18 protein-coding genes are annotated in these 20,326 nt (G+C 72.8%); 8 read left to right on the top strand and 10 right to left on the bottom strand.

The annotated features are described in order from the left end of the window. Nucleotides 1-207 precede the first annotated feature (207 nt). Nucleotides 208-2,445, bottom strand: coding sequence for a HelD family protein (locus tag ACGFIB_RS30220; protein WP_357252508.1), 2,238 nt, complete (start codon nt 2,443-2,445; stop codon nt 208-210). A 203-nt stretch (nt 2,446-2,648) separates the two neighbouring features. On the opposite strand from ACGFIB_RS30220, the gene ACGFIB_RS30215 reads away from it, so the two are divergent. From ACGFIB_RS30215 to ACGFIB_RS30190, 6 genes are read left to right on the top strand one after another with little or no spacing between them, the layout of a single operon-like run. After that, nucleotides 2,649-3,866 carry an ROK family transcriptional regulator gene (locus ACGFIB_RS30215; RefSeq protein ID WP_357252505.1) on the top strand — a complete coding sequence of 406 codons (1,218 nt, stop codon included), beginning with the start codon at nt 2,649-2,651 and terminating at the stop codon, nt 3,864-3,866. Between the two features lie 12 nt (nt 3,867-3,878). Then, on the top strand, nt 3,879-5,204 hold the full coding sequence (locus ACGFIB_RS30210) for an ABC transporter substrate-binding protein (protein WP_357252502.1): 1,326 nt from the start codon (nt 3,879-3,881) through the stop codon (nt 5,202-5,204). 7 nt (nt 5,205-5,211) lie between these two features. After that, nucleotides 5,212-6,114 (top strand): carbohydrate ABC transporter permease, encoded by a 903-nt coding sequence (locus tag ACGFIB_RS30205; RefSeq protein ID WP_393376516.1) that lies wholly within the window; start codon nt 5,212-5,214, stop codon nt 6,112-6,114. Continuing rightward, nucleotides 6,111-6,956 carry a carbohydrate ABC transporter permease gene (locus ACGFIB_RS30200; RefSeq protein ID WP_393376514.1) on the top strand — a complete coding sequence of 282 codons (846 nt, stop codon included), beginning with the start codon at nt 6,111-6,113 and terminating at the stop codon, nt 6,954-6,956. The genes ACGFIB_RS30205 and ACGFIB_RS30200 overlap by 4 nt, the downstream gene beginning before the upstream one ends. Continuing rightward, nucleotides 6,953-8,215: a 6-phospho-beta-glucosidase gene (locus tag ACGFIB_RS30195; RefSeq protein ID WP_393376513.1), complete on the top strand. Its 1,263-nt coding sequence runs from the start codon at nt 6,953-6,955 to the stop codon at nt 8,213-8,215. Before ACGFIB_RS30200 ends, ACGFIB_RS30195 begins: the two co-directional genes overlap by 4 nt. Then, nucleotides 8,212-9,255, top strand: coding sequence for an N-acetylglucosamine kinase (locus ACGFIB_RS30190; protein ID WP_393376512.1), 1,044 nt, complete (start codon nt 8,212-8,214; stop codon nt 9,253-9,255). Before ACGFIB_RS30195 ends, ACGFIB_RS30190 begins: the two co-directional genes overlap by 4 nt. Here the strand turns inward: ACGFIB_RS30190 and ACGFIB_RS30185 are convergent. Continuing rightward, on the bottom strand, nt 9,201-9,674 hold the full coding sequence (locus ACGFIB_RS30185; protein WP_357252490.1) for an Lrp/AsnC family transcriptional regulator: 474 nt from the start codon (nt 9,672-9,674) through the stop codon (nt 9,201-9,203). The genes ACGFIB_RS30190 and ACGFIB_RS30185 overlap by 55 nt on opposite strands. Nucleotides 9,675-9,794: 120 nt before the next feature. On the opposite strand from ACGFIB_RS30185, the gene ACGFIB_RS30180 reads away from it, so the two are divergent. After that, nucleotides 9,795-10,091 (top strand): hypothetical protein, encoded by a 297-nt coding sequence (locus tag ACGFIB_RS30180; protein ID WP_142572591.1) that lies wholly within the window; start codon nt 9,795-9,797, stop codon nt 10,089-10,091. 23 nt (nt 10,092-10,114) lie between these two features. Continuing rightward, complete coding sequence (locus ACGFIB_RS30175; RefSeq protein ID WP_393376510.1) at nt 10,115-11,221, top strand: DUF6745 domain-containing protein; 1,107 nt, start codon at nt 10,115-10,117, stop codon at nt 11,219-11,221. Here the strand turns inward: ACGFIB_RS30175 and ACGFIB_RS30170 are convergent. From ACGFIB_RS30170 to ACGFIB_RS30135, 8 genes are all read right to left on the bottom strand, one after another. Beyond that, entirely contained in the window at nt 11,197-12,084 is an 888-nt protein-coding gene (locus tag ACGFIB_RS30170) for an STM4011 family radical SAM protein (protein WP_393376509.1), read from the bottom strand. The genes ACGFIB_RS30175 and ACGFIB_RS30170 overlap by 25 nt on opposite strands. Beyond that, the gene (locus tag ACGFIB_RS30165) at nt 12,078-13,364 is read right to left on the bottom strand and encodes an STM4012 family radical SAM protein (RefSeq protein ID WP_393376507.1); all 1,287 of its coding nucleotides are present in this window, start codon (nt 13,362-13,364) and stop codon (nt 12,078-12,080) included. The genes ACGFIB_RS30170 and ACGFIB_RS30165 overlap by 7 nt, the downstream gene beginning before the upstream one ends. Continuing rightward, nucleotides 13,361-14,152, bottom strand: coding sequence for an STM4013/SEN3800 family hydrolase (locus tag ACGFIB_RS30160; RefSeq protein WP_393376506.1), 792 nt, complete (start codon nt 14,150-14,152; stop codon nt 13,361-13,363). The genes ACGFIB_RS30165 and ACGFIB_RS30160 overlap by 4 nt, the downstream gene beginning before the upstream one ends. Continuing rightward, nucleotides 14,149-15,198 (bottom strand): STM4014 family protein, encoded by a 1,050-nt coding sequence (locus tag ACGFIB_RS30155; protein ID WP_393376505.1) that lies wholly within the window; start codon nt 15,196-15,198, stop codon nt 14,149-14,151. The genes ACGFIB_RS30160 and ACGFIB_RS30155 overlap by 4 nt, the downstream gene beginning before the upstream one ends. Continuing rightward, nucleotides 15,195-16,148: an STM4015 family protein gene (locus ACGFIB_RS30150; RefSeq protein ID WP_393376504.1), complete on the bottom strand. Its 954-nt coding sequence runs from the start codon at nt 16,146-16,148 to the stop codon at nt 15,195-15,197. The genes ACGFIB_RS30155 and ACGFIB_RS30150 overlap by 4 nt, the downstream gene beginning before the upstream one ends. Next, a complete protein-coding gene (locus tag ACGFIB_RS30145) occupies nt 16,145-17,104 on the bottom strand; it encodes an STM4015 family protein (protein WP_393376502.1) in 960 nt (319 codons plus the stop codon). The genes ACGFIB_RS30150 and ACGFIB_RS30145 overlap by 4 nt, the downstream gene beginning before the upstream one ends. A 67-nt stretch (nt 17,105-17,171) precedes the next feature. Continuing rightward, nucleotides 17,172-18,947, bottom strand: a complete 1,776-nt coding sequence (locus ACGFIB_RS30140; RefSeq protein ID WP_393376500.1) for a tetratricopeptide repeat protein — start codon at nt 18,945-18,947, stop codon at nt 17,172-17,174. A gap of 66 nt (nt 18,948-19,013) precedes the next feature. Then, nucleotides 19,014-20,132 (bottom strand): M24 family metallopeptidase, encoded by a 1,119-nt coding sequence (locus ACGFIB_RS30135; protein WP_357266572.1) that lies wholly within the window; start codon nt 20,130-20,132, stop codon nt 19,014-19,016. Nucleotides 20,133-20,326 lie beyond the last annotated feature (194 nt).

Raw genomic sequence — 20,326 nt, 5'->3', positions numbered from 1 at the left:
AACGCCACCCTGCGCCTGGTGTGCTGACGGAGTCACGCTCCGTCATCGACGCAGAGGTCAGCGGCGCCATAGAGCGGCCAACCGGTCAGTCCCGTGCTGGACTGCGCAGCAAACTACCGACCTCAGCGCAGATGTCAACCGCGTCCCGATCAGCGGAAATACCGCATTTCCGCAGGTAGGAGCGGTGCCCGTTCGGTCTGGTTCCAGTCAACGTCGTTCCAGGCCGTTCAGGACCTCGGGCAGCTCCTCCGTGTGGACGACGCCGAGGCGGCTCGTGGCCCGGGTGAGGGCGACGTAGAGATCGCTCGGGCCGCGCGGCGACTCACGCAGGATGCGGCCGGGTTCGACCACGATCACCGAGTCGAACTCCAGCCCCTTGGCCTCGGTCACCGACAGCACCGCCACGGGCGCGTCCAGCGCGGCCGGGCCGGGCCCGGTGGCCGCGCCGGGCACGGCGGCCCGGACGATCGCCCCGACCTCCTCGATCATCCCGGCCGGGGCGATGACCACGAGGCGGCCCTCTCCGACGACCTCGGCCGCGACCACCGGACCGGCCTCCGCTAGGGTGGCGACCCGCAGGGACCACGGCCGCTCACCCGTCTCCCGCACCGACTCCGGCGCCTTGAGGTCGGCGCCGACCAACTGGAGCACGCGGGCGGCGACCTCCATCAGCTCGGCGGGGGTGCGGTAGTTGACGCTGAGGTGCTCCTCGCGCCAGCGGCCCGCGACGTACGGATCGAGGACCCGGGCCCAGCTCGCCGCGCCCGCGGCCGACCCGGTCTGCGCGATGTCGCCGACGATCGTCATCGACCGGCCGGGGATGCGCCGCATGACCATCCGCCACGCCATTTCGGACAGCTCCTGGGCCTCGTCCACGATCACGTGGCCGAAGGCCCACGTGCGGTCCCTGGCGGCCCGCTCGGCCGTCGTGAGATAGGTCTCCTCGGCCTGCTGCCGTTCGGCGAAGCGCTCGGCGTCCATGACGTCGGCCAGGCCGGTCAGCTCGAGCACCTCGCGGGCGTAGGCGATGCGCTCCTCGCGCTCCTGCTCGGCCCTGCGCGCCGCCCGCAGCACCCCCTCGTCGATGTCTCCCAGCAGCTCGGCGGCCTCGTCGAGCAGCGGCACGTCGGCCGCGCTCCACCAGTTCTCCCTCGCTCTGGGCGGCTCGCGCAGCAGCAGGTCGCGCTCCGGCGCGCCCAGCCCGGCCGCCGCCATCCGGTCGCGGTCGGTGAACAGGCCGATGAGCAGTTGCTGCGGCGTGATGTAGGGCCACAGCCGGTTGAGCGCCACCCGCACCGGTTCCTCGGTGCGCAGGTCCTCGCGCAGGTCGGCGAAGTCGGCCTCGTCGAGCGCGCCACGCCCCAGGTGCCTGGCCGCCTGCCGGGTGAGCACGGTCAGCAGGTGCCGTACGAACACGGCCCTGGCCTGGTTGTGCGGCCGGCGCGAGCGGTGGGCTTTCGATCGGGCCGCCTCCAGTGTCTGCCGGTCGAGCTTCAGCGTGAACTTGTCGAGCTTGATCTCCACGGGCGTGCGCGGCATCCGCTGGCGCCCCCGTACGGCCCGGGCGATCACGTCGGCCATCGCGATCCTGCCCTTGACCGCGGCGGCCTCGGGCGGATCCTCCCGGGTCGCGGTCAGGCCGGGGTACAGCTCGCCCACGGTGGACAGCATCACGTCGGTCTCGCCGAGGGACGGCAGCACCTGCTCGATGTAGCGCATGAAGGTCGGGTTGGGCCCGAGGATCAGCACGCCCCGGCGTTCCAGCCGCTCACGGTAGGTGTAGAGGAGGTAGGCCGCGCGGTGCAGGGCCACCACGGTCTTGCCGGTGCCCGGGCCGCCCTGGACGACGAGCACGCCGTTCAGGTCGCTCCGAATGATCTTGTCCTGCTCGGCCTGGATGGTGGCGACGATGTCGCGCATGCGGCCGGTGCGCTTCTCGCCGAGCGCGGCCAGCAGCGCCGCCTCGCCGTTCAGCGACGCCCGGTCGGCGTCGGTGAGGCTGTCGAGGTCGAGCAGGTCGTCGTCGATCGCGGTGACCCTGCGGCCCCGGGTGTGCAGGTGACGCCGCCGGGTGACGCCCATCGGGGCGGCCGGGGTGGCCCGGTAGAACGGCTGCGCCACCGGGGCCCGCCAGTCGATCAGCAGCCGGTGCTGGTCGTCGTCCGACAGCCCGATGCGGCCGATGTACAGCCGCTCACCCTCCGAGTGGTCGAGCCTGCCGAAGCACAGGCCGTTCTCCACCGCCCACAGGCGGGCCAGCCGCTGCGTGTACATGACGGCGAAATTGTCGCGCTCCGAGCGGTTCTGATGGGTGCCGAAGGCCCCCTGGGCCAGCACGGCGTCGAGCTGCCCGCGCGTGCGCTCCCGCAGCACGTCGAGGCGCTCGTACAGCGCGGCGACGTACTTCTGCTCCCGGGCCAGCTCGCCCGTCGAAGACTCTGGCATAGGCCGCCAGATTCTACGTGCCGTCCCGCTCTTCTCCCGCATCGGGCACGGCGCAATCGCAGGGCGCAATCACGGGGTGCGGTCACAGGTGGATCTCGGCGCGGACGACGGTATTGACGGCGCCGGGGCCCGTTCGTACGGTCGCATCAAAAGTTAGGAAACTTTCCTAACCGGCTGTGGTAACCGGCTGTGTGGGAGAACGCATGACCCGCCCCATCGCGGGGACGCCGAGCCTGTTGCGCGCGATCAACGACCGTGCCGCGCTGATGGTCCTGCTCGAACGCGGCCCGCTGACCCGGCCCGAACTGGGGGTGCTCACCGGCCTGTCCAAGCCGACCGCCTCCCAGCTGCTGGCCCGGCTCCAGGAGGCCGGCCTGGTCGTCCTGGACGGCATCCGCGAGGGCCTGCCGGGCCGTACGGCCGAGCTGTACCGGATCAACCCCCGCGCGGCGCACGTGGCGGCGCTGGACGTCACGCCGGCGCGCATCAACGCGGCGGTCGCGGACGTCACCGGGGCGGTCGTCGCCGAGCACCGCCTGACCACCCCCGGGCGTACCGGAGGCGACGTGGTGGAGCGGGTCCGGGCCGCGCTCACAGGGGCGTGCGGCCCGGCCGGGCTCGACCCGACGGAGCTGAGCCGGGTGGTCGTCGGCATCGGCGGCGCCGTCGACCCCTCGACGGGCAGGCTCGGCTACGCCGCGCACATCCCGGGCTGGCACATCCCCGACCTGATCGGGACCCTCCGCGACGGGATCGGCGTGCCGATCGACGTGGAGAACGACGTCAACCTCGTCGCCCAGGCCGAACGGTCCAGGGGCAGCGCCCGGGGCCACCAGGACTACGTGCTGCTGTGGGCCGACGAGGGCATCGGCGCGGCCCTCGTCATCGGCGGCCGCCTCCATCGCGGGGCGACCGGCGGCGCGGGCGAGGTCGGTTACATGCCCGTGGCGGGCGCCCCCACCGCCCGGGACGTCGGCAGGCGGGCCAACCACGGGTTCCAGGCGCTGTCGGGCGGCCCGGCCGTGCTGGCCCTCCTGCGGGCGCACGGCGTGCGCGGCTCCACGCCGAGCCGCGCCGTCCGCAACGCGGTCGCCCTGGCCGGACGCGGCGGCCCGGACGGCGAGAGCGCGCGCGAGGCGCTCCGCGACCTCGCCGGCCGCCTCGCGCTGGGGCTGGCCGCGATCACGGCCGTGGTCGATCCCGAGATCGTCGTGCTGTCCGGCGGCGTGCTGCTCGCGGGCGGCGAGGTCCTGCGGGAGACGGTCGAGCGGGAGCTGCACATGCTGACCATCCCCCGGCCCCGCGTGCTGCTGTCCGCCCTGGAGGGCAACCCGGTCCTCGCCGGGGCCCTCGACCTCGCGCTCGGCGCCGTACGCGAGGAGCTGTTCGGCGCGGTGAACACATCCCCCTCTGTGCGCTAGAGAGGCACCCCCATGAAACGCCTTCTCCTCGTCTCCGCCGCGGCCGGGCTGGCCGCGCTCACCGCCTGCACGGCCGGCACCGAGAGCGGGCCGCCCAAGGTGGCCCAGAGCGGGGCGAGTCATGCCCCGGTCACCATCGAGTTCTGGCACGGCTTCAGCGCCGACAACGAGCTCAAGGCCTTCGACGAGACTCTCGCGGGCTTCCGGACGAAGTTTCCCTGGATCACGGTCAAGGCGACCAAGGCCGTCCAGGACAGCCAGATCCTCCAGTCCGTGCGCGGCGGCAATCCGCCCGACGTGGCCCTGTCGTTCACCACCGACAGCGTCGCCGAGTTCTGCAAGGCCGGCATCTTCCAGGACCTCAACCCCTACCTGGAGGCGAGCGGCATCGACCCGGCGGCGCTGTTCCCGAAGGTGATCGCCGAATATACGCAGTATCAGGGCAAGCGCTGCGTGATGCCGATGCTGGCCGACGCGTACGGCCTCTACTACAACAAGGCGCTCATGAAGGGCCACCAGCCCCCGAAGACGATGAGCGAGCTGGCCGACCTCGCCAAGAAGCTGACCGTCAAGGACGACAAGGGCGACATCAAGGTCGCCGGGTTCGTCCCGACGAGCCAGATGTACGAGAACGCCCCCATCCACACCGGCGTGATGGTCGGTGCGAAGTGGACCAACCCCGACGGCACCTCGGCCATCGGCTCCGACCCGCAGTGGAAGAAGCTGATGACCTGGCAGAAGGAGCTCACCGGCTGGTACGGCTACGACAGGATCGAGAAGTTCCGCAAGAGCTTCGGCGACGAGTGGTCGGCCGAGAACCCGTTCACCGCCGGCAAGGTCGCCATGGCCATCGACGGCGAGTGGCGCACGGCGATGCTCGCCTCCGACGCTCCGGACCTCGGCTACGGCACCGCGCCGCTGCCGGTGGCCGACGACCAGCCCCAGCGGTACGGCGCGGGCTTCATCACCGGCACCGTCATCGGCATCCCGCGCGGCGCCGAGCACCCGGAGGCCGCCTGGGAGCTGGTGAAATACCTCACCACCGACACCGGCACGCTGGTGACGCTGTCGAACGCGATCGGGAACGTGCCGAGCACGCTGCCCGCGCTGCAGTCGCCGGACCTCAAGAAGGACCCGAACTTCCAGACCTTCCTCGACGTGTTCGCGAATCCGAACAGCACGACACTGCCGGCCCACGTCAACTCCGTCTTCAACCAGCAGACGCTGCAGGAGGCGCAGATCAAGTGGGAGTCGGGCCGCGCGTCCGACCTGGACGCCCTGCTCGCCGAGGTCGACAAGAAGATCGACGAGAAGCTCAAGCTGACGGCGGGCGGCTGAGCCCCCGATGCGTGGAAACCTGCGCGCCCTGCTCTACCTGTCCCCCTGGCTCGCCGGGTTCGCGATCTTCTTCGTCTACCCGCTGGTGTCCACGGCCTACTTCTCCTTCCAGCGGTACGACCTGTTCACCCTGGAGCCCGTCGGGCTGCTCAACTGGGAGTACTTCTTCAAGGACCAGGCGGCCTGGACGGCGATCCGCAACACGCTGTGGCTCGTCGTGGTGATGGTCCCCCTGCGGGTGCTGTTCGGCCTCGGCGTCGCCCAGTTGGTGACCCGGCTGAAGGCCGGCGCCGGGGTCTACCGCACGATCTTCTACCTGCCGGCCCTGGTGCCGCTGGTGGCCGGGACGCTGGGGTTCGTGTTCCTGCTCAACCCCGGCACCGGGCCGGTGGACGCGATCCTGTCGGCGGTCGGGCTGCCCGCCCCCGACTGGTTCGGCGACCCGGCGTGGTCGAAGTGGGGGCTGACGCTGCTGGGCCTGTGGTCGATCGGCGATGTGATGGTCATCTTCATGGCGGCCCTGCTCGACGTGCCGAAACAGCTCTACGAGGCCGCCGCCATCGACGGCGCGGACGGCTGGCGGCAGTTCACCTCGATCACGCTGCCGGTGATCCGGCCGGTGCTGATGTTCGCCCTCGTCACCGGGGTGATCCAGACGCTGCAGTACTTCACCCAGGCCGAGGTGGCCGCGCGGGTCGCGTCCGGGGCGACCGACTCGGCCGGGTCGGTCTTCACCCCGGGCTACCCCGACCAGTCGACGCTGACGTTCCCCCAGTGGCTGTTCCAGCAGGGCTTCCGCGACTACGCGATGGGCTACGCCTGCGTGCTCGCGCTGGTGCTGTTCGCGGTCGCGATGGCGTTCACGCTCGTCCTGCTGCGGCAGTTCCGTTTCGCCGAGGAGGAGTCGTGACCCCGGCAGCGAGACGGACCGCGACCCGGACCGCGCTGCTGTGGGTGGCCCGGCACGCGCTGTCCATCGCGCTCGCGCTGATGTTCCTCGGCCCGCTGGTGTTCATCGCGCTCACGGCCCTGATGAGCGACCGGCAGGCGCTCACCTCCGACCTGTGGCCGCACACCTGGAACTGGGGCAACTTCGCCGAGATCTTCGAAAAGGCGCCGCTGCTGACCTGGATCCGCAACACGCTGCTCTACTCGGTGCTCGCCACCGCGTTCATGCTGGTGTCGTCGATCCCCGTGGCGTACGCGCTGGCGCGGTTCCGCTTCCGCGGGCGCCGGCTGGCGTTCCTGCTGGTGATCACCACGATGATGCTGCCGCCGCAGGTCGTGGCGGTGCCGATCTACCTGATCTGGGCCCGCTTCCACCTGACCGGCACGTTGTGGCCGCTGATCCTGCCGATGCTGCTCGGGGACGCGTTCTCGATCTTCCTGCTGCGCCAGTTCCTCGTCACGATCCCGCGTGAGTACTCCGACGCGGCGAAGGTCGACGGATGCGGCGAGTTCCGCACGCTCGTGCGGGTGATCCTGCCGATGGCCCGCCCGGCCATCGCCGCCGTCGCGCTCTTCCAGTTCTTCTACTGCTGGAACGACTACTACGGGCCCTTGCTGTACGCGGGGACCGACCTGGACAACTGGACGCTTTCGCTGGGCCTGGCGGCGTTCCGGTCGGTGCACCGCGTGCAGTGGAACCTGACGATGGCCGCCACGCTGCTGGCCATGGCCCCGGTGATCATCGTGTTCTTCTTCGCCCAGAAGGTCTTCATCGAGGGCGTCAAGCTGACGGGAGTCAAATGAAGCTGGCCGTTGTCGGGGGCGGTTCCACGTACACGCCGGAGCTGATCGACGGTTTCGCCCGCCTGCGCGGCGAACTGCCGCTGTCGGAGATCACGCTCGTCGACCCCGACGAGGGACGGCTCGCGACGGTCGCCGGGATGGCCCGGCGGATGCTCGCCCGCGCCGGGCACCCGGCCGCGCTGACCACCGCCACCCGCGTGGAGGACGGCGTCGCCGGGGCCGCGGCGGTGCTGCTGCAGTTGCGCGTCGGCGGCCAGGCCGCCAGGAACGTCGACGAGACCCTGCCGCTGGAGTGCGGCTGCGTCGGGCAGGAGACCACGGGCGCCGGGGGCCTCGCCAAGGCCCTGCGGACCGTGCCGGTGGTGCTCGGCATCGCGGAGAAGGTGCGCGCGCACGCGCCCGGCGCGTGGATCGTCGACTTCACCAACCCCGTCGGCATCGTCACCCGGGCGCTGCTCGGCGCCGGGCACCGGGCCATCGGGCTGTGCAACGTGGCCATCGGGTTCCAGCGCCGCTTCGCCGCCCTCCTCGGCGTGACCCCCGAGCGGATCGCGCTCGGCCACGCCGGGCTCAACCACCTCACCTGGGAGCGGTCCGTGCTGCTCGACGGCGTGGATGTGTTGCCCCGCCTGCTGGACGAGCACGGCGAGGGCATCGCCGAGTCCGTCGGCCTGCCGGTGCGGCTGGTCCGCCACCTGCGCGCCGTGCCGTCGTACTACCTGCGCTACTTCTACGAGCACGACCGCGTGGTGGCCGAGCAGCGGACCTCGCCGTCGCGGGCGGCCGAGGTGGCGGCGATGGAGTCGGCGCTGCTGGAGATGTACGCGGACCCGGCCGTGGACACCAAGCCCGACCTGCTGAACAGGCGCGGCGGCGCCTTCTACTCGGAGGCCGCCGTCGCCCTGGTCGCCTCGCTCATGGGCGACCGCGGGGACGTGCAGGTCGTCAACACCCGCAACGACGGCACGCTGCCGTTCCTGGACGACGACGCGGTGATCGAGGTGCCGGCCACCGTCGGGGCCGCCGGGGCCGTGCCGCTGCCCGTCGACCCCCTGGAGCCGCTGTATCGGGGCCTGATCGCCCACGTGTCGGCGTACGAGTCGCTCGCCCTGGAGGCGGCCCTGCACGGCGGCGAGGACCGCGTCAGGGACGCCCTGCTGGCCCATCCGCTGGTCGGTCAGGCATCCCTCGGCGACGACCTCGCCGCGCGCCTCGTGGAGGCCAACCGCGCCTTCCTGCCGTGGGCGGTGACCCGGTGACCCCCTCCCGGAGGGTCCTGGCGGTGGACGGCGGCAACAGCAAGACCGACGTCGCCCTCGTCCGCGAGGACGGCACCGTGCTCGCCGCCGCGCGGGGGCCCGCGTTCCTGCCGCAGAGCGCCGGAGCCGAAGCCGCCGTCGACGTGATCGGCCGGACCGTGCGGCGTGCCCTCGCCGACGAGACCGCCGCGCCGCCGTACGCCGACCACGTCGCGGCGTACGTCGCGGGAGCGGACCTGCCGGTCGAGGAGGAGCGGCTGCGGGCCGAACTGCTGGCCCGCGGCTACGGCGCGAGCGTGGTCGTCGGCAACGACACCTTCGCCCTGCTGCGCGCCGGGTCGTCCACCGGATGGGGTGTGGCCGTCGTCTGCGGCGCCGGGATCAACGCGGTGGGCGTCTCCCCCACCGGGCGGATCGCCCGCTTCCCCGCGCTCGGCCGCCTCAGCGGCGACTGGGGCGGCGGGCACCATCTGGGCGAGGAGGCCCTCTGGCACGCCGTACGCGCCGAGGACGGCCGCGGCCCCGCGACCGCGCTGACCGACGTCGTGCGCGCCTGCTTCGGCGCCGCCACGGTCGAGGAGGCCGTGGTCGGGCTGCACTTCGGCGACCTGCCGGCCGACCGGCTGCACGCCCTGGTGCCGCCCCTGCTGGCGGCCGCCGAGGACGGGGACGCGGTCGCCGGGTCGCTGGTGGAGCGGCAGGCCGAGGAGATCGCGCTGCTCGGCGTCGTCGCCATGCGGCGGCTCGGCCTGCTCGCCGCGCCCTGCGACGTCGTGCTCGGCGGCGGCGTGCTGACCGCCCGGCATCCCCTGCTGACGTCGCTGGTCGAGCGGCGGTACGCCGAGCGCGCGCCACTCGCCCGGCTCGTCGTCGCCGGCGTTCCGCCGATCGTGGGCGCCGCCCTGCTCGGCCTCGACCGCCTCGGCGCGCCCCCCGAGGCGTACGCCCGGGTGCGTGCGCACTTCCTCCGGGAGGAGGACGGCGCTCAGCCCTCGGCGGCGTCCGGCTCCGGCTCCTTCTCGATCACCGGGGATCGGTAGTCGTACGGCGTGCTGAGGACGACGGTCGTGCGCGTGCTCACGTTGGCCGAGGCGCGGATGTGCTGGAGGAGCTCCTCCAGCGCCAGAGGAGAGGCGACGCGGACCTTGAGGATGTAACTTTCATCGCCCGCGACGCTGTGGCACGCCTCGATGGCGGTCAGATACCTCAGCCGTTCCGGCGCGTCGTCCGGCGCGGAGGGGTCGATCGGCTTGATCGAGACGAACGCGGTCAGCGGAAGACCGATCTCGTCGTAGTCCACGAGAGCGGCGTAGGCACGGATGACACCGCGCTTTTCCAGCCTGCGTACCCGCTGGTGCACGGCGGAGACCGACAGCCCGGTCTCCTTGGCCAGATCGGTGAAGCTCATCCGGCCGTCAGTCGCCAGCAGGGTGACGATTCGGCGATCGATCTCCTCCATCTCAGCAACGGTAGCGCCGCCCGAGACTGTCTCGTCCCGAAGCCACCGAATTGCCGCTTTGCCGGAACTGTCGGTCGGGCTGGCTAGCTTGCGATCATCGCCGAGACCGGAGGTCGACTGATGTATCGACAGGGAGACGTGCTGATCGTGCCCGTGACGGAGGAGTCGGTGCCGCGCGGGCTTCGCCCGGTGCCGCGCGACCCGCGCGGGCGGCTGGTGCTGGCGGAGGGCGAGGCGACCGGGCACTGTCACGCGATCCCGGGCCCGGGAACGCTGTACCCCGGTTTCCTGCACCTGCCCGCAGGCGGACGCCTCGTCCACGAGGAGCACGACCCGATCCCGCTGCCGAAGGGCTGGTTCCGGGTGATCCGCCAGCGGGAGTACGTGCCCGGCTCGTTCCGGACGGTGGCCGACTGATGGGCCGACCGATGGGCCGACCGATGGAGACGACAGAGACGGTGGAGACGGCGGTCTGGGACCAGGTGGCCTTCGCCACCGGCGAAGGGGACCACGACGAGGCGTCGGCGGGTGTGCGGCTGGCCTACCGCGAGGCGGGCCTGCGTGAGCCCGAGGTGATCGTACGGCTGGCCTCCCCCGCCGCCGGGGCGATCGCGGCGGTGTGGCTGCTCGGCACCGACGAGGTCCGCGCGGCGATGGAGGAGATCGGCTTCGGGCGGCTTCGGGCCCTCGACGGCATCGACCCCGGGGTCTCGGTGCGCTACGAGGTCCGCACCGTGCCCTGGGAGAGCGCCAGGGCGGAGGCGAGCGCCGCCGCCGGGCCGGCCGGCTGGGCCCGGTGGTGGGAGGACACGGGCGGCCGGCTGTGGCCCCGCGTCGACCGGCTGGTCACCGAGATCCGCAGGGCGATCGGCGACCTCGGCGGCGACGTGCTGCGCCAGGCGACACTCGACGCGGTGCTCGGCCAGCACGACGCGCCCTGGCTGTCGGCCTTCGAGGGGCTGGAGGGGCTCAAGCGGGCCGCGCGGCACGCGGGCTGGTGGTGGCCGTACGAGCGGGTCGCGATCGTCACCGACCGGCCGGTGGAGCTGCACCTGGACGACGCGGGACGGCTGCACTCTACTTTCAACTCCGGGCCTTTCGGCTCCGGGCCTTCCGGCTCCGGCTCCGGGACCGAGGCCCCGGCCCTAGCGTACGCCGACGGCTTCGCGCTGCACGCCTGGCACGGGATGCCGGTCCCCGCGGGGTTCGGCGCGACCATGGCCGCGCTCACCCCCGAGCGCATCCGCGCGGAGGACAACGCGGAGCTGCGCCGGGTCATGCTGGAGCACTTCGGCCTCGACCGCTACCTCGCCGAGTCGGGCGCCCGGCCGCGGCACTCCGACGAGACCGGCGTGCTGTGGCGGATCGACCTGCCGGGCGACGAGCCGGTGGTGATGGTCGAGGTGGTCAACTCGACGCCGGAGCCGGACGGCGCCCGGCGCACCTACTTCCTGCGGGTCCCGCCGTGGGTGACCAGGGCCCGCGAGGGGGTGGCGTGGACCTTCGGCGTGCCCGAGAAGGACTACCGCCCCGAGCGGGAGACCTGATCCCCGGCGGCATTCCAGCCAGTGTTCCAGCCAGTGTTCCAGGAGGCGGGGACGCGTTCCAGCACGCCTCCCGCGAAGACGTCGTAGAGGCCGAGGGGCTCCAGGTGGACGTACCCGATGTGGCAGTCGCAGACGGGCAGCGGGCAGGCGCGGGGCCGCAGGGCGGGGCGGAAGGAGCCGTCGTAGAGGTTGCCCAGGACCTCCGGCACGAAGTGGCAGCGCCTGACCGTCCCGTCGCCGTCCACCGAGATCACGCTGTCCCCCGTACGGCACGGCAGGCCCAGGCTGCGGTGCGCGTGTCGGCTGTGACCGAACAGCGGGTCGATAGCCGTCCAGTCCGCGGCCTCGGCGTCGCTGTAGACCCGGCCCTCCTGCGCGTTGACCCACAGGTAGGTCTCGGGCGGCAGGTCCGCCCGGAGCCTGCGGGCGTCCGCCAGATGCGCCGGGTCGCCGACGATGCCGACGCTGTGCCGTACGGGCAGCGAGCGGACCTTGGGCAGGAACCGCTCGTAGGGCACCTGGGTGGGGTGGTAGGTCACCCACAGCGCCGCCCGGTCCGACGCCTGCGCGAGCCAGCCGGTGCGGCAGCTCAGGTTCGTCTGGATGGCCACCCGGCGCACGTTGCCGAGCCAGGACAGCCGCACCAGCGCCTCGCGATACCAGGACCGCACCAGCCCCTCGCCCCACGGGGTGAACAGCACCGAGATCTCGGCGTCCTGGGCCGCCACCCAGGCCGTGAACCGCTCCAGAGCGGCCCGGTCGGCGCGCAGTTGTTCCGGGGTGTCCCTGCGCTTGGCGAACGGGCAGTAGCCGCAGTCGTAGTCGCAGCTCGCCAGCGGCCCTCGATACAGGATGCTCAGCATGCGGCGTATCCCTCCATGAGGGCCCGCACACGCGGTGAGAACAGCGCGGGGCCGATGGCGTCGGAGTGGGCGAGCCCGTCGGGGGTCGGGCGCACCGCGGACGCGTCCGCCGTCAGCCAGCCCGGGAAGCGCTCCAGCAGGGGGTAGTCGTCGAGCACGTCGGTGCCGAACCTGGACCGGTAGAGGTCCCGCGACAGCCCCTCGGTCCGCAGCAGCGACTGGATGAGGTGCCGCCTCCTGCGCTCCTCCTCGTCCAGGGCGAACCCCACGTTGGCCACGCCGAAGTCGTCGCGCCGCACGTAGTCGTCGATGATCGTCCGCACGTGGCGGGCCCCGACCGCGTACTCGAAGGAGTGGTGCAGGGCGCTCGTGTACGACCGGGCCCCGCAGCCGAGGCCGACCATGCCGTCGGTCTGGCAGCAGTAATCCGCGGACTCCGTCGTGCCGGGCGGCCCGGGCGGCCCGGGCAGCCGGAACATCCGCATGGACACCTGGTCGTAGCCCGCGTCGAGCAGGTGGTCGCGGCCCAGGCGGTACAGCTCCATCCGCTGGTCGTCCCAGGCGCGGTCCTGCCTGCCCAGCCCCGTCAGAGGCCGGACGTACAACGGGTAGAGGTACAGCTCCTCCGGCCGCCACGTCAGCGCGGCCTCCAGCGAGTGGCTCCACGAGTCCGGCGTCTGCCCGTCGATGCCGTAGATCAGGTCGATGTTGAGGGTCGCGATGCCGGACGCCCGGATCGCGTCGAGCGCGGCCTCCACCTCCGCGCGCTTCTGCGGCCGTACGGCCGCGCGGGCCTCGGCGTCCACGAAGCTCTGCACTCCGATCGAGATCCGGCTCGCGCCCCGCTCGGCCAGCACGGCGAGGCGGTCGGGCGTCGCCGTGGCCGGGGAGGTCTCCACCGACAGCGGGATCTCCCGCAGGCCGACGCCCATCGCCTGCTCGGTGAGGTCGAACAGGCGGGTCAGCTCCCGGGCGTCGAGGTAGGTGGGCGTGCCGCCGCCGAAGGCCGCCGTCGTGAAGCGCGGCCCGTCAAGGGCGGCCCGTACGGCTCGCGCCTGCCGTTCCAGGGCGTCCAGGTAGGCCCCGATGAGACCCTCGGGAGCGCCCGTGCGGGTGAACAGGTTGCAGAACCCGCACCGCATCTCGCAGAACGGGATGTGGACGTACAGCGCGCCCGCCCGTTCCCCCGCCCAGACCTCGCTCAGGGCCGGGCGCGGGTCGAGCGGCCGGTAGGCGGTCTTGTGCGGGTAGGCGTAGACGTATCCCTCATAAGGCGTCAATCGTGCTCTCCATCGGGATGATCCAGGATGAACTCGGCGTAGGGCACCGTCCAGACGACCTCGTGGCCCACGCGATGCCCGACGTGCCCGTCCTCGCCGTACGCCGTCCCGTGGTCGGAGCAGACGATGACGAGGCAGGGCCAGCGCATCAGCGCGTACAGCCTGACGATGTGCCGGTCGACGTATTCGAGCGCCGCGGCGTGGGTGTCCGGGCCGTCCCGGGTGGCGCCGGGCAGATGGAAGTGGTTGGGCTGGTGCAGCGCCGACACGTTGACGAACAGGAAGACCGGCCGGTCCCGCCGGGCCAGCACCTCCTCGGCGCGGTCGATCTGCCGTTCCAGCGAGTGGGGGCCGGTCACCCCGAACTCCGGCTCCCAGTGGCTCTCCGCGAACAGCCCGGGCAGGGCCGAGCCCAGCGGGGTCAGCTTGTTGAAGAACCCGACGCCGCCGATGCAGACCGTGTGGTAGCCGGCGCGGGCGAGCCCGGTGGGCAGGTCGGGCGCGTCGAACACCCAGGTGCCCGACCCGGTCGTCTCGCTGCCGGGGAAGGTGGCGGCGAACAGGCGCGGGTGCGGCCCCGGCGTGACCGGCGTGGGCAGGAACCCCGCGAAGATCGCGGCGTGCGCGGCGTAGGTGAAGCTGCCGGGGCTGTGCCGCCGCTCCCACCTGCGGCCGCCGGGCAGCAGGCCGGGCAGCCGCCCGGCGTCGGCCAGCTCGGCCGCGACGTCGTAGCGGAGCGTGTCGAGCGTGACCAGGAGGATGTCGTGGGTCCCCACGACCTCGTTCATGTCCATCGCCGGCCCGAGATCGCCTCGGCCTGCTCGGCGTAGGTGTCCCTGCCCGTGCCCGCCAGGTCGCCCAGGCCGGGCAGGAGGTCGCCGAAAGCGTTGACCTCCGCCACGGCCACCGACCGCCGGTCGGCCCCGACCATGAGGTCGACCCCGGCGGTCAGGCTCCCCGGGAAGCACGCGGCGGTCCGGGCGGCCACGTCGAGCACCCGCTCCCACAGGCCGGGCCGCGCCCGGACCACGCCGAGGTCGCCCCGCAGGCCGCCGAGGTGCAGGTTGGTGATCGGCGTCCTGCTCGTGCGCATCACCGCGTGGGTCGGGATCCCGGCCACGGTCACGACGCGCAGGTCGAACGTCCTGCCGCTTGCCGACGCCTTCGGGAACCACCGCTCCACGTGCAGCCCGTCGGGTGCGAGCGTCTCGACCAGCGCCTTCACGTCGGCCTCGTCCTCGTACGAGCGGACCCGCAGCGAGTTGCACAGCGTGCCGCCGATCCAGGTCGCCGACGTGACCGCCTTGACCCGGCCCGCGTGGGCCTGGAAGGCGACCACGCCGGAGGCCGACGAGCCGTGGGCGGGCTTGACGAACACGCGGGCCCAGCCCCGCTCGGCCATCCGCTCGCGCAGCTCGCCGTACGAACCGGCTTCAAAGGCGGGCGGCACCGGCACCCCGGCCGCGGACAGCCGGGCGTGGCAGCGGCGTTTGTCGAACATCACCGCGATCTCCTCGACGTCTCCCAGCAGGCGGACGCCGGGGAGCGCGGCGATCCTCCGCAGCCCCGCCGTGAAGGCGGCATACCAGGCCGCGCCCCCGCCGACCCGGGTGGGATCCCCCGGTCCGCGCAGCAGCGCGTCGGTCTCCGCGTCCTCGCCCGGCGAGTCGATCCGCACGAGCGTCCCCGGCGGCAGGCCGATCTCGCGTCCGGTCAGCACGTCACGCCAGGGCACCACCCGCGGCTCGGGCAGCCCCCTGTCCACGGCGGCGTCGCGGAACATCGTCACCCGCCGGTCACCCGGCACGCCGACGACAGCGAGGCCCGGTGTCACTCGCTCACCGCCACGTAGCGCTCGTCGTCCGGCTGCCGCTCGGACAGGTCCACGTCGACGCCCGGCAGTGACGCGGCGACGCGGGCCGCCATCGCCCCGCTGATGTAGTGGTGGTGCAGGTCGAGCCGGCGCAGATGGGTCAGCGGCTGCCCGCCCAGCAGCGCCTCAACGCCGGCGTCCGTAAGCTCGCCCATCGACAGGCTGAGCTCCTCCAGCCGGGCCACCACGGGAGCGGCGGCGACGGCCGCCGCGATCTCGTCCTGCGCCGGGCTGTCGCACAGGCCGAGCCGCCGCAGCGCGGGCAGCCGCTCGCCGGACAGGATCGGCGCCAGATCGGCCACGGTGGCGTCCCCGCCGTAGCTCTCGACCCCGAGCCACATCTCCAGGTGCTCCAGCGCGGGCAGGTCGCAGGCCCCGACCGCACGCACCACCGCGGCGGGCAGCCCGCCGCACTCGAACCGCAGCACCCGCAGCCGCTCGTGCCGTACGGGCCGCAGGGTCAGCCCGTCCGAGCCGCGCACATCCAGCCGCTCCAGGTGCGGGAACGCCTCGAGCAGCGGGGTGATGTCCCCCTGCTCGATCCAGGAGATCTCTAACAGCTCCACGCTGACGAACCCCAGGAAGACCGACCGGAGACGGGGCAGCCGTGCCGCGTTGGCGGCCAGGAACTCGCCCACGTCGTGCCCGTAGTGAACCAGGACGATCGACTCGATCGAGTCGCCGTCCACCGAGTCGAGCAGGCGCCGGAGTTCCTGCTCGAGTCCCGGCTCTCCCCCGTTGTCGGACAGCCCGTTGGTGAGAGCCCACGCGACCGCCGAGGGGTCGGCGACCGTCTCTCCCGGCTCCACCACCGGCCTGCCGGCGAAGAACTGTCCGGGCTCCCACTCCAGGCCGTACAGGTAGAGGTCCTCGTGGACGAAGGTCTCGCCGGGGTCGGGCGCGGCCGTCACTCGCTCACCGCCACATAGCGCCAGATCTCGCCCTCGTCCTCCTCGGCCTCCTCCTGTTCCGACAGGTCGACCTCGACGCCCGGCAGCGCCTCGGTCACCCGGGCGACCATCGCGTCGGTGAGGAAGTGGTGGTGCAGGTCGAGCGTGTGCAGATGGGTCAGCGGCTGCCCGCCGAGCAGGGCCTCGGCCCCGGCGTCGGTGAGCACGCCCATCGACAGGGCGAGGGACTCCAGCCGGGCGACGACCGGCGCGGAGGCAACGGCCGCCGCGAGCTCGTCCTGGATCTCGCTGTCCTGCAGACCGAGGTGGCGCAGCGCCGGCAGCCGCTCGCCGGACAGGATCGGCGCCAGGTCCGCCACGGTGGCGTCGCCGCCGTAACTCTCCTCACCGAACCACAGGTCCAGGTGCTCCAGGGCGGGCAGGTCGCAGGCCCCGACCGCACGCACCACCACGGCGGGCAGCCCGCCGGTCTCGAACCGCAGCATGCGCAGCGACTCGTGCCTGACGGGCCGGAGTCGCAGCCCCGTGCCGCCGCGCACCTCCAGCCGCTCCAGCCGCGGGAACGCCTCCAGCAGCGGCGTGACGTCCGACTGCTGGATCCAGGAGATCTCCGCTTCGTGGGAGCTGATAGCGCCGACGAAGAGCGAGCGTAGCCCGGGGAACCGGGCGGCGTTGTCCGCGAGCAGGCCGACGATCTGCTCCGACGACGTGCCGTAGCAGTCCTCCCACCCGCCGATCACGAGTGCCGGGACCCTGGCTGTGTCCACACGCCTCAGCAACACGTCGAACGCGTCGGCGATGGGGTAGTCCCGGCCCCACCCCGAGCTGATCCGCACCGCCACCGAAGCCGGGTCGGGGATTTCCTCATCCTCGGGGACGATCTCGATCACCGGCAGCCCGGCGTAGTTCTCCTCGTAGCGATGCTTGTAACCGAAGTAGGGGTCGTAGGGAATCATGGGCGGACTTTCTCGTCGGGGGGTGTCGGCGGGTCCGTCCTACCAGACCCGGGCGACAATTCCGCGATCACGCATCCGCGGCCAGCGCCCGTACGTCGGGGTGCATGCCGGGGGTCGCCGACACGAGGGCGGCCAGCGAGCCGAGGATCGTCACGGGCCTCGTCTTCGACGCCTCCACGGCGGCCAGGTAGCGCCAGGCCACCAGTTCGGCCACGTCGTCGCGGGCGTCCGGGTCCACCCAGGCCGTGGCGACCATCGCCAGCAGGGCGGCCTCGGTCACCCAGTCCTCCGGCCCGTACGCCAGGTCGGCCAGCACGCTCCTGCGCTCGGACTCCGCCCACGCCTGACCGGCCCGGTGGTGGGCGATGCCGAGGCAGGCCCACGCCTGGACCTGCCTGATCCACAACGGCACGGCCGCGGGCTCACCGTACGGCGACAGCGGCGGGTGGGCGAGCACGCCGAGCAGGTCGCCGAGGGACAGGCCCGACAGGCGTACGGCGTGGTCGTAGGCGGCCGGCAGGTGCGGCCAGCGCAGAGTCGCGACGGCGGCGACGGCCTCCAGCGCCTCGCGCGACGGCGGGGGCACGGCGGGCACGGCCGTCAGGCCCTCGTAACGCCACACCCGGCGTGCCACGGTCCGCACCGGGCCGTGGGCGTACACCTCCGGGACGGTCAGCCGCGCGTCGGGTTCCGGCGCGCCGGCGATGGTCAGTGCGAAGCCGGGCACGACCTGGGAGAAGGCGAGCAGCGCGCTGGGCGGCTCGACGGCGGAGACCGCGAGCTCGACGCTCGCCGGGACCTCCTCCTGCTCTGCCATCTGGTAGAGCACGTCGATCACCGACTCCGTCGGGCCCGGGACGCGTCCCAGCCAGAGGCGCAGCGCGCAGTGCTCGCCGAGGACCGCGTCACCGTGCTCGTTGCCGGGGTCGTCGCGCAGGTGGTCGGCCAGCTCGACCAGGTGCCGGACGTCCCCGTCCCGCTCGAACCGCATCCCGCAGGCCGTCGGGTAGGCGTTCGGGTGCCGGGGCTCGCGCCGCAGCGCGCGCTCCACCCACTCCAGGCCCTCCTCCGGGCGGCCGCTGCTGTACAGCATCTCGCCGATGTCGGTGTACAACGCGAGGTTGGCGGGGTCGTGCTCGAGCGCCCGCACCATCGCCCGCTCGGCCTCGGGCCACCGCCGCAGTTCACGGCACGCGTATCCCTCGGCCAGGGCGGCCTGGAAGGATGGCGCCAGCGCGTAGGAGCGGGCGGCCAGCTCCACCGCCTCCTCGGCCTCCCCCACCCGGCGCAGGAGGAGCGAGGCCAGCCACAGCAGCGCCGCGTCGTCCGGGTGGGCGCGCAGCGCGCCCCGCACCAGGGCGACGTACGGCAGCAGCGCCTCGCGGCCGTCCTCCGGCACCGTGCCGGGCAGCCCGGAGGCCAGCAGCGAGACGAGCGAGCCCAGTTCGTCGGGCGGGATCCGCCCGGGCAGCTCGGGGTCGAGCACCCACGGGACGTGCGCCCAGCGGCCCGCGGGCTCGTGCCGCTGCACCGAGATCAGCAGGCGCAGCGCGGGCACGTGCTCGCCTCGCGCGGCCAAGGCGTGGGCGCGGGCCAGCGCGGTGCCGAGGAAGACCGGCTCGTCCAGGGGAAACAGGTCCGGCCCGCCGCCCGGCCCGGCCAGCAGCCGCGCCAGCATCTCGTGGGCCTCGGGCAGGGCGGGATCGTGGGCCAGCGCCGCCGCGACGTGCGCGGCGGCGAGCCCGGTCTCCCCATCGGCCAGGGCCAGCCGCGCCATGCTGACCTCGCCCTCGGCCTGGGCGCGGGGATCGTCCATGCCCTCGTCGATGCCCTCGTGCGTCATTCGTCCTCCGATCCGGCAGTCGTGATCATCACTCTGCCAGAGCGGCGGAGAGCACGGCCTCGGGGATCAGTCGACCACGACCAGGTCCCTGGTCGTGACGTTCATCCGCTCTCCGGCCGTCTCGCCGCAGACGACGATGTCCTCGATCCGGGCGCCGTGCCGACCGGGTAGGTAGATGCCCGGCTCGACGGAGAAGGCGAATCCCGGCCGCATCTCCTCGGTGTTGCCCGCCACGATGTACGGCTCCTCGTGCGTCTCCAGGCCGATGCCGTGCCCGGTGCGATGGATGAAGTACTCGCCGTACCCCGCCTCCGCGATCACCTCGCGGGCGGCGGCGTCCACCGACTCGCAGCTCACGCCGGGCCTGACGTGGGCGCAGGCGGCCTCCTGGGCGCGCTTGAGCACCTCGTAGTACGCCGTGAAATCGGCCGGCGGCTCGCCCACGCAGTACGTCCGGGTGGAGTCCGAGCAGTAGCCGCTGGGCATGACGCCGCCGATGTCGACCACGACGGGCTCGCCGGGCCGGATCACCCGGTCGCTCAGCTCGGCGTGCGGGCTGGCGCCGTTCGGGCCCGAGCCCACGATCACGAAGTCGACCCGGGCGTGACCCGCGTCGACGATCGCCTCCGCGATGTCCTTGCCGACCTCGCGCTCGGTGCGACCGGCCTTCAGCAACCGGGGCACCAGGGTGTGCACGGCGTCGATGGCCGCCCCCGCCTCCGCGAGCGCCGCCTTCTCCTCGGGCGACTTGCGCATGCGCAGCTCGCGCAGGACGCTCCCGGCCAGCACCTGCTCGGCTCCGGGCATGGCCGCGCGGAAGCGCAGCGACTGCATCGCCCACATGCGGTCGGCGAGCCCGACCCGGGCGACCGGGCCCAGGCGGTTGGCCACCTCGGCGAACGGGTCGTCGGTCTCGTCCCACGCGACGAACTCGATGCCGAGCCGGGAGGCGGGCGAATGCTCGGCGGCCGGCAGCTCCAGGCGCGGCACCATCAGGAACGGCTCTCCGGACGCCGGCACGACCAGGCAGGTCAGGCGTTCCAGCGGCAGCGCGTCGTAGCCGGTCACGTAGCGCAGGTCGGGTCCTGGGGTCAGCAGCAGCGCGTCGAGGCCGGCGCGGTCGACGGCCTCGCTGACTGCGGCCGGACGGGTCGTGGGATACAGGCCGGAGGGCTCCGGGGACATCGTCGTCACGCGACCTAATCTAACGAGCGCGGGCCCTGACGACGTACTCAGGTGCGCATACCACAGCCGCCACGCGGGCGAGCTTCGAGAGGCTCTGGCTTATTCCACGCCATAGAAGAAAACCAACCCCTGCGGAATGCAGGGCTGCTACGCTCCGCGTCAGGACGAGCACAGAACGTCCGCATGGCACTGCA

The organism is Microbispora bryophytorum (assembly GCF_043197435.1).
Taxonomy (GTDB): Bacteria; Actinomycetota; Actinomycetes; order Streptosporangiales; family Streptosporangiaceae; genus Microbispora; species Microbispora bryophytorum.
Note: the sequence above shows the minus strand (reverse complement) of the source record. Positions and strands in the feature narration are given on the sequence as shown.

Excerpts from the sequence above, each read along its gene's own strand:
- ACGFIB_RS30220 (WP_357252508.1), bottom strand. The coding sequence starts at position 2,445 with ATGCCAGAGTCTTCGACGGGCGAGCTGGCCCGGGAGCAGAAGTACGTC.
- ACGFIB_RS30215 (WP_357252505.1), top strand. The coding sequence starts at position 2,649 with ATGACCCGCCCCATCGCGGGGACGCCGAGCCTGTTGCGCGCGATCAAC.
- ACGFIB_RS30210 (WP_357252502.1), top strand. The coding sequence starts at position 3,879 with ATGAAACGCCTTCTCCTCGTCTCCGCCGCGGCCGGGCTGGCCGCGCTC.
- ACGFIB_RS30205 (WP_393376516.1), top strand. The coding sequence starts at position 5,212 with ATGCGTGGAAACCTGCGCGCCCTGCTCTACCTGTCCCCCTGGCTCGCC.
- ACGFIB_RS30195 (WP_393376513.1), top strand. The coding sequence starts at position 6,953 with ATGAAGCTGGCCGTTGTCGGGGGCGGTTCCACGTACACGCCGGAGCTG.
- ACGFIB_RS30185 (WP_357252490.1), bottom strand. The coding sequence starts at position 9,674 with ATGGAGGAGATCGATCGCCGAATCGTCACCCTGCTGGCGACTGACGGC.
- ACGFIB_RS30180 (WP_142572591.1), top strand. The coding sequence starts at position 9,795 with ATGTATCGACAGGGAGACGTGCTGATCGTGCCCGTGACGGAGGAGTCG.
- ACGFIB_RS30175 (WP_393376510.1), top strand. The coding sequence starts at position 10,115 with ATGGAGACGACAGAGACGGTGGAGACGGCGGTCTGGGACCAGGTGGCC.
- ACGFIB_RS30170 (WP_393376509.1), bottom strand. The coding sequence starts at position 12,084 with ATGCTGAGCATCCTGTATCGAGGGCCGCTGGCGAGCTGCGACTACGAC.
- ACGFIB_RS30160 (WP_393376506.1), bottom strand. The coding sequence starts at position 14,152 with ATGAACGAGGTCGTGGGGACCCACGACATCCTCCTGGTCACGCTCGAC.
- ACGFIB_RS30145 (WP_393376502.1), bottom strand. The coding sequence starts at position 17,104 with ATGATTCCCTACGACCCCTACTTCGGTTACAAGCATCGCTACGAGGAG.
- ACGFIB_RS30140 (WP_393376500.1), bottom strand. The coding sequence starts at position 18,947 with ATGACGCACGAGGGCATCGACGAGGGCATGGACGATCCCCGCGCCCAG.
- ACGFIB_RS30135 (WP_357266572.1), bottom strand. The coding sequence starts at position 20,132 with ATGTCCCCGGAGCCCTCCGGCCTGTATCCCACGACCCGTCCGGCCGCA.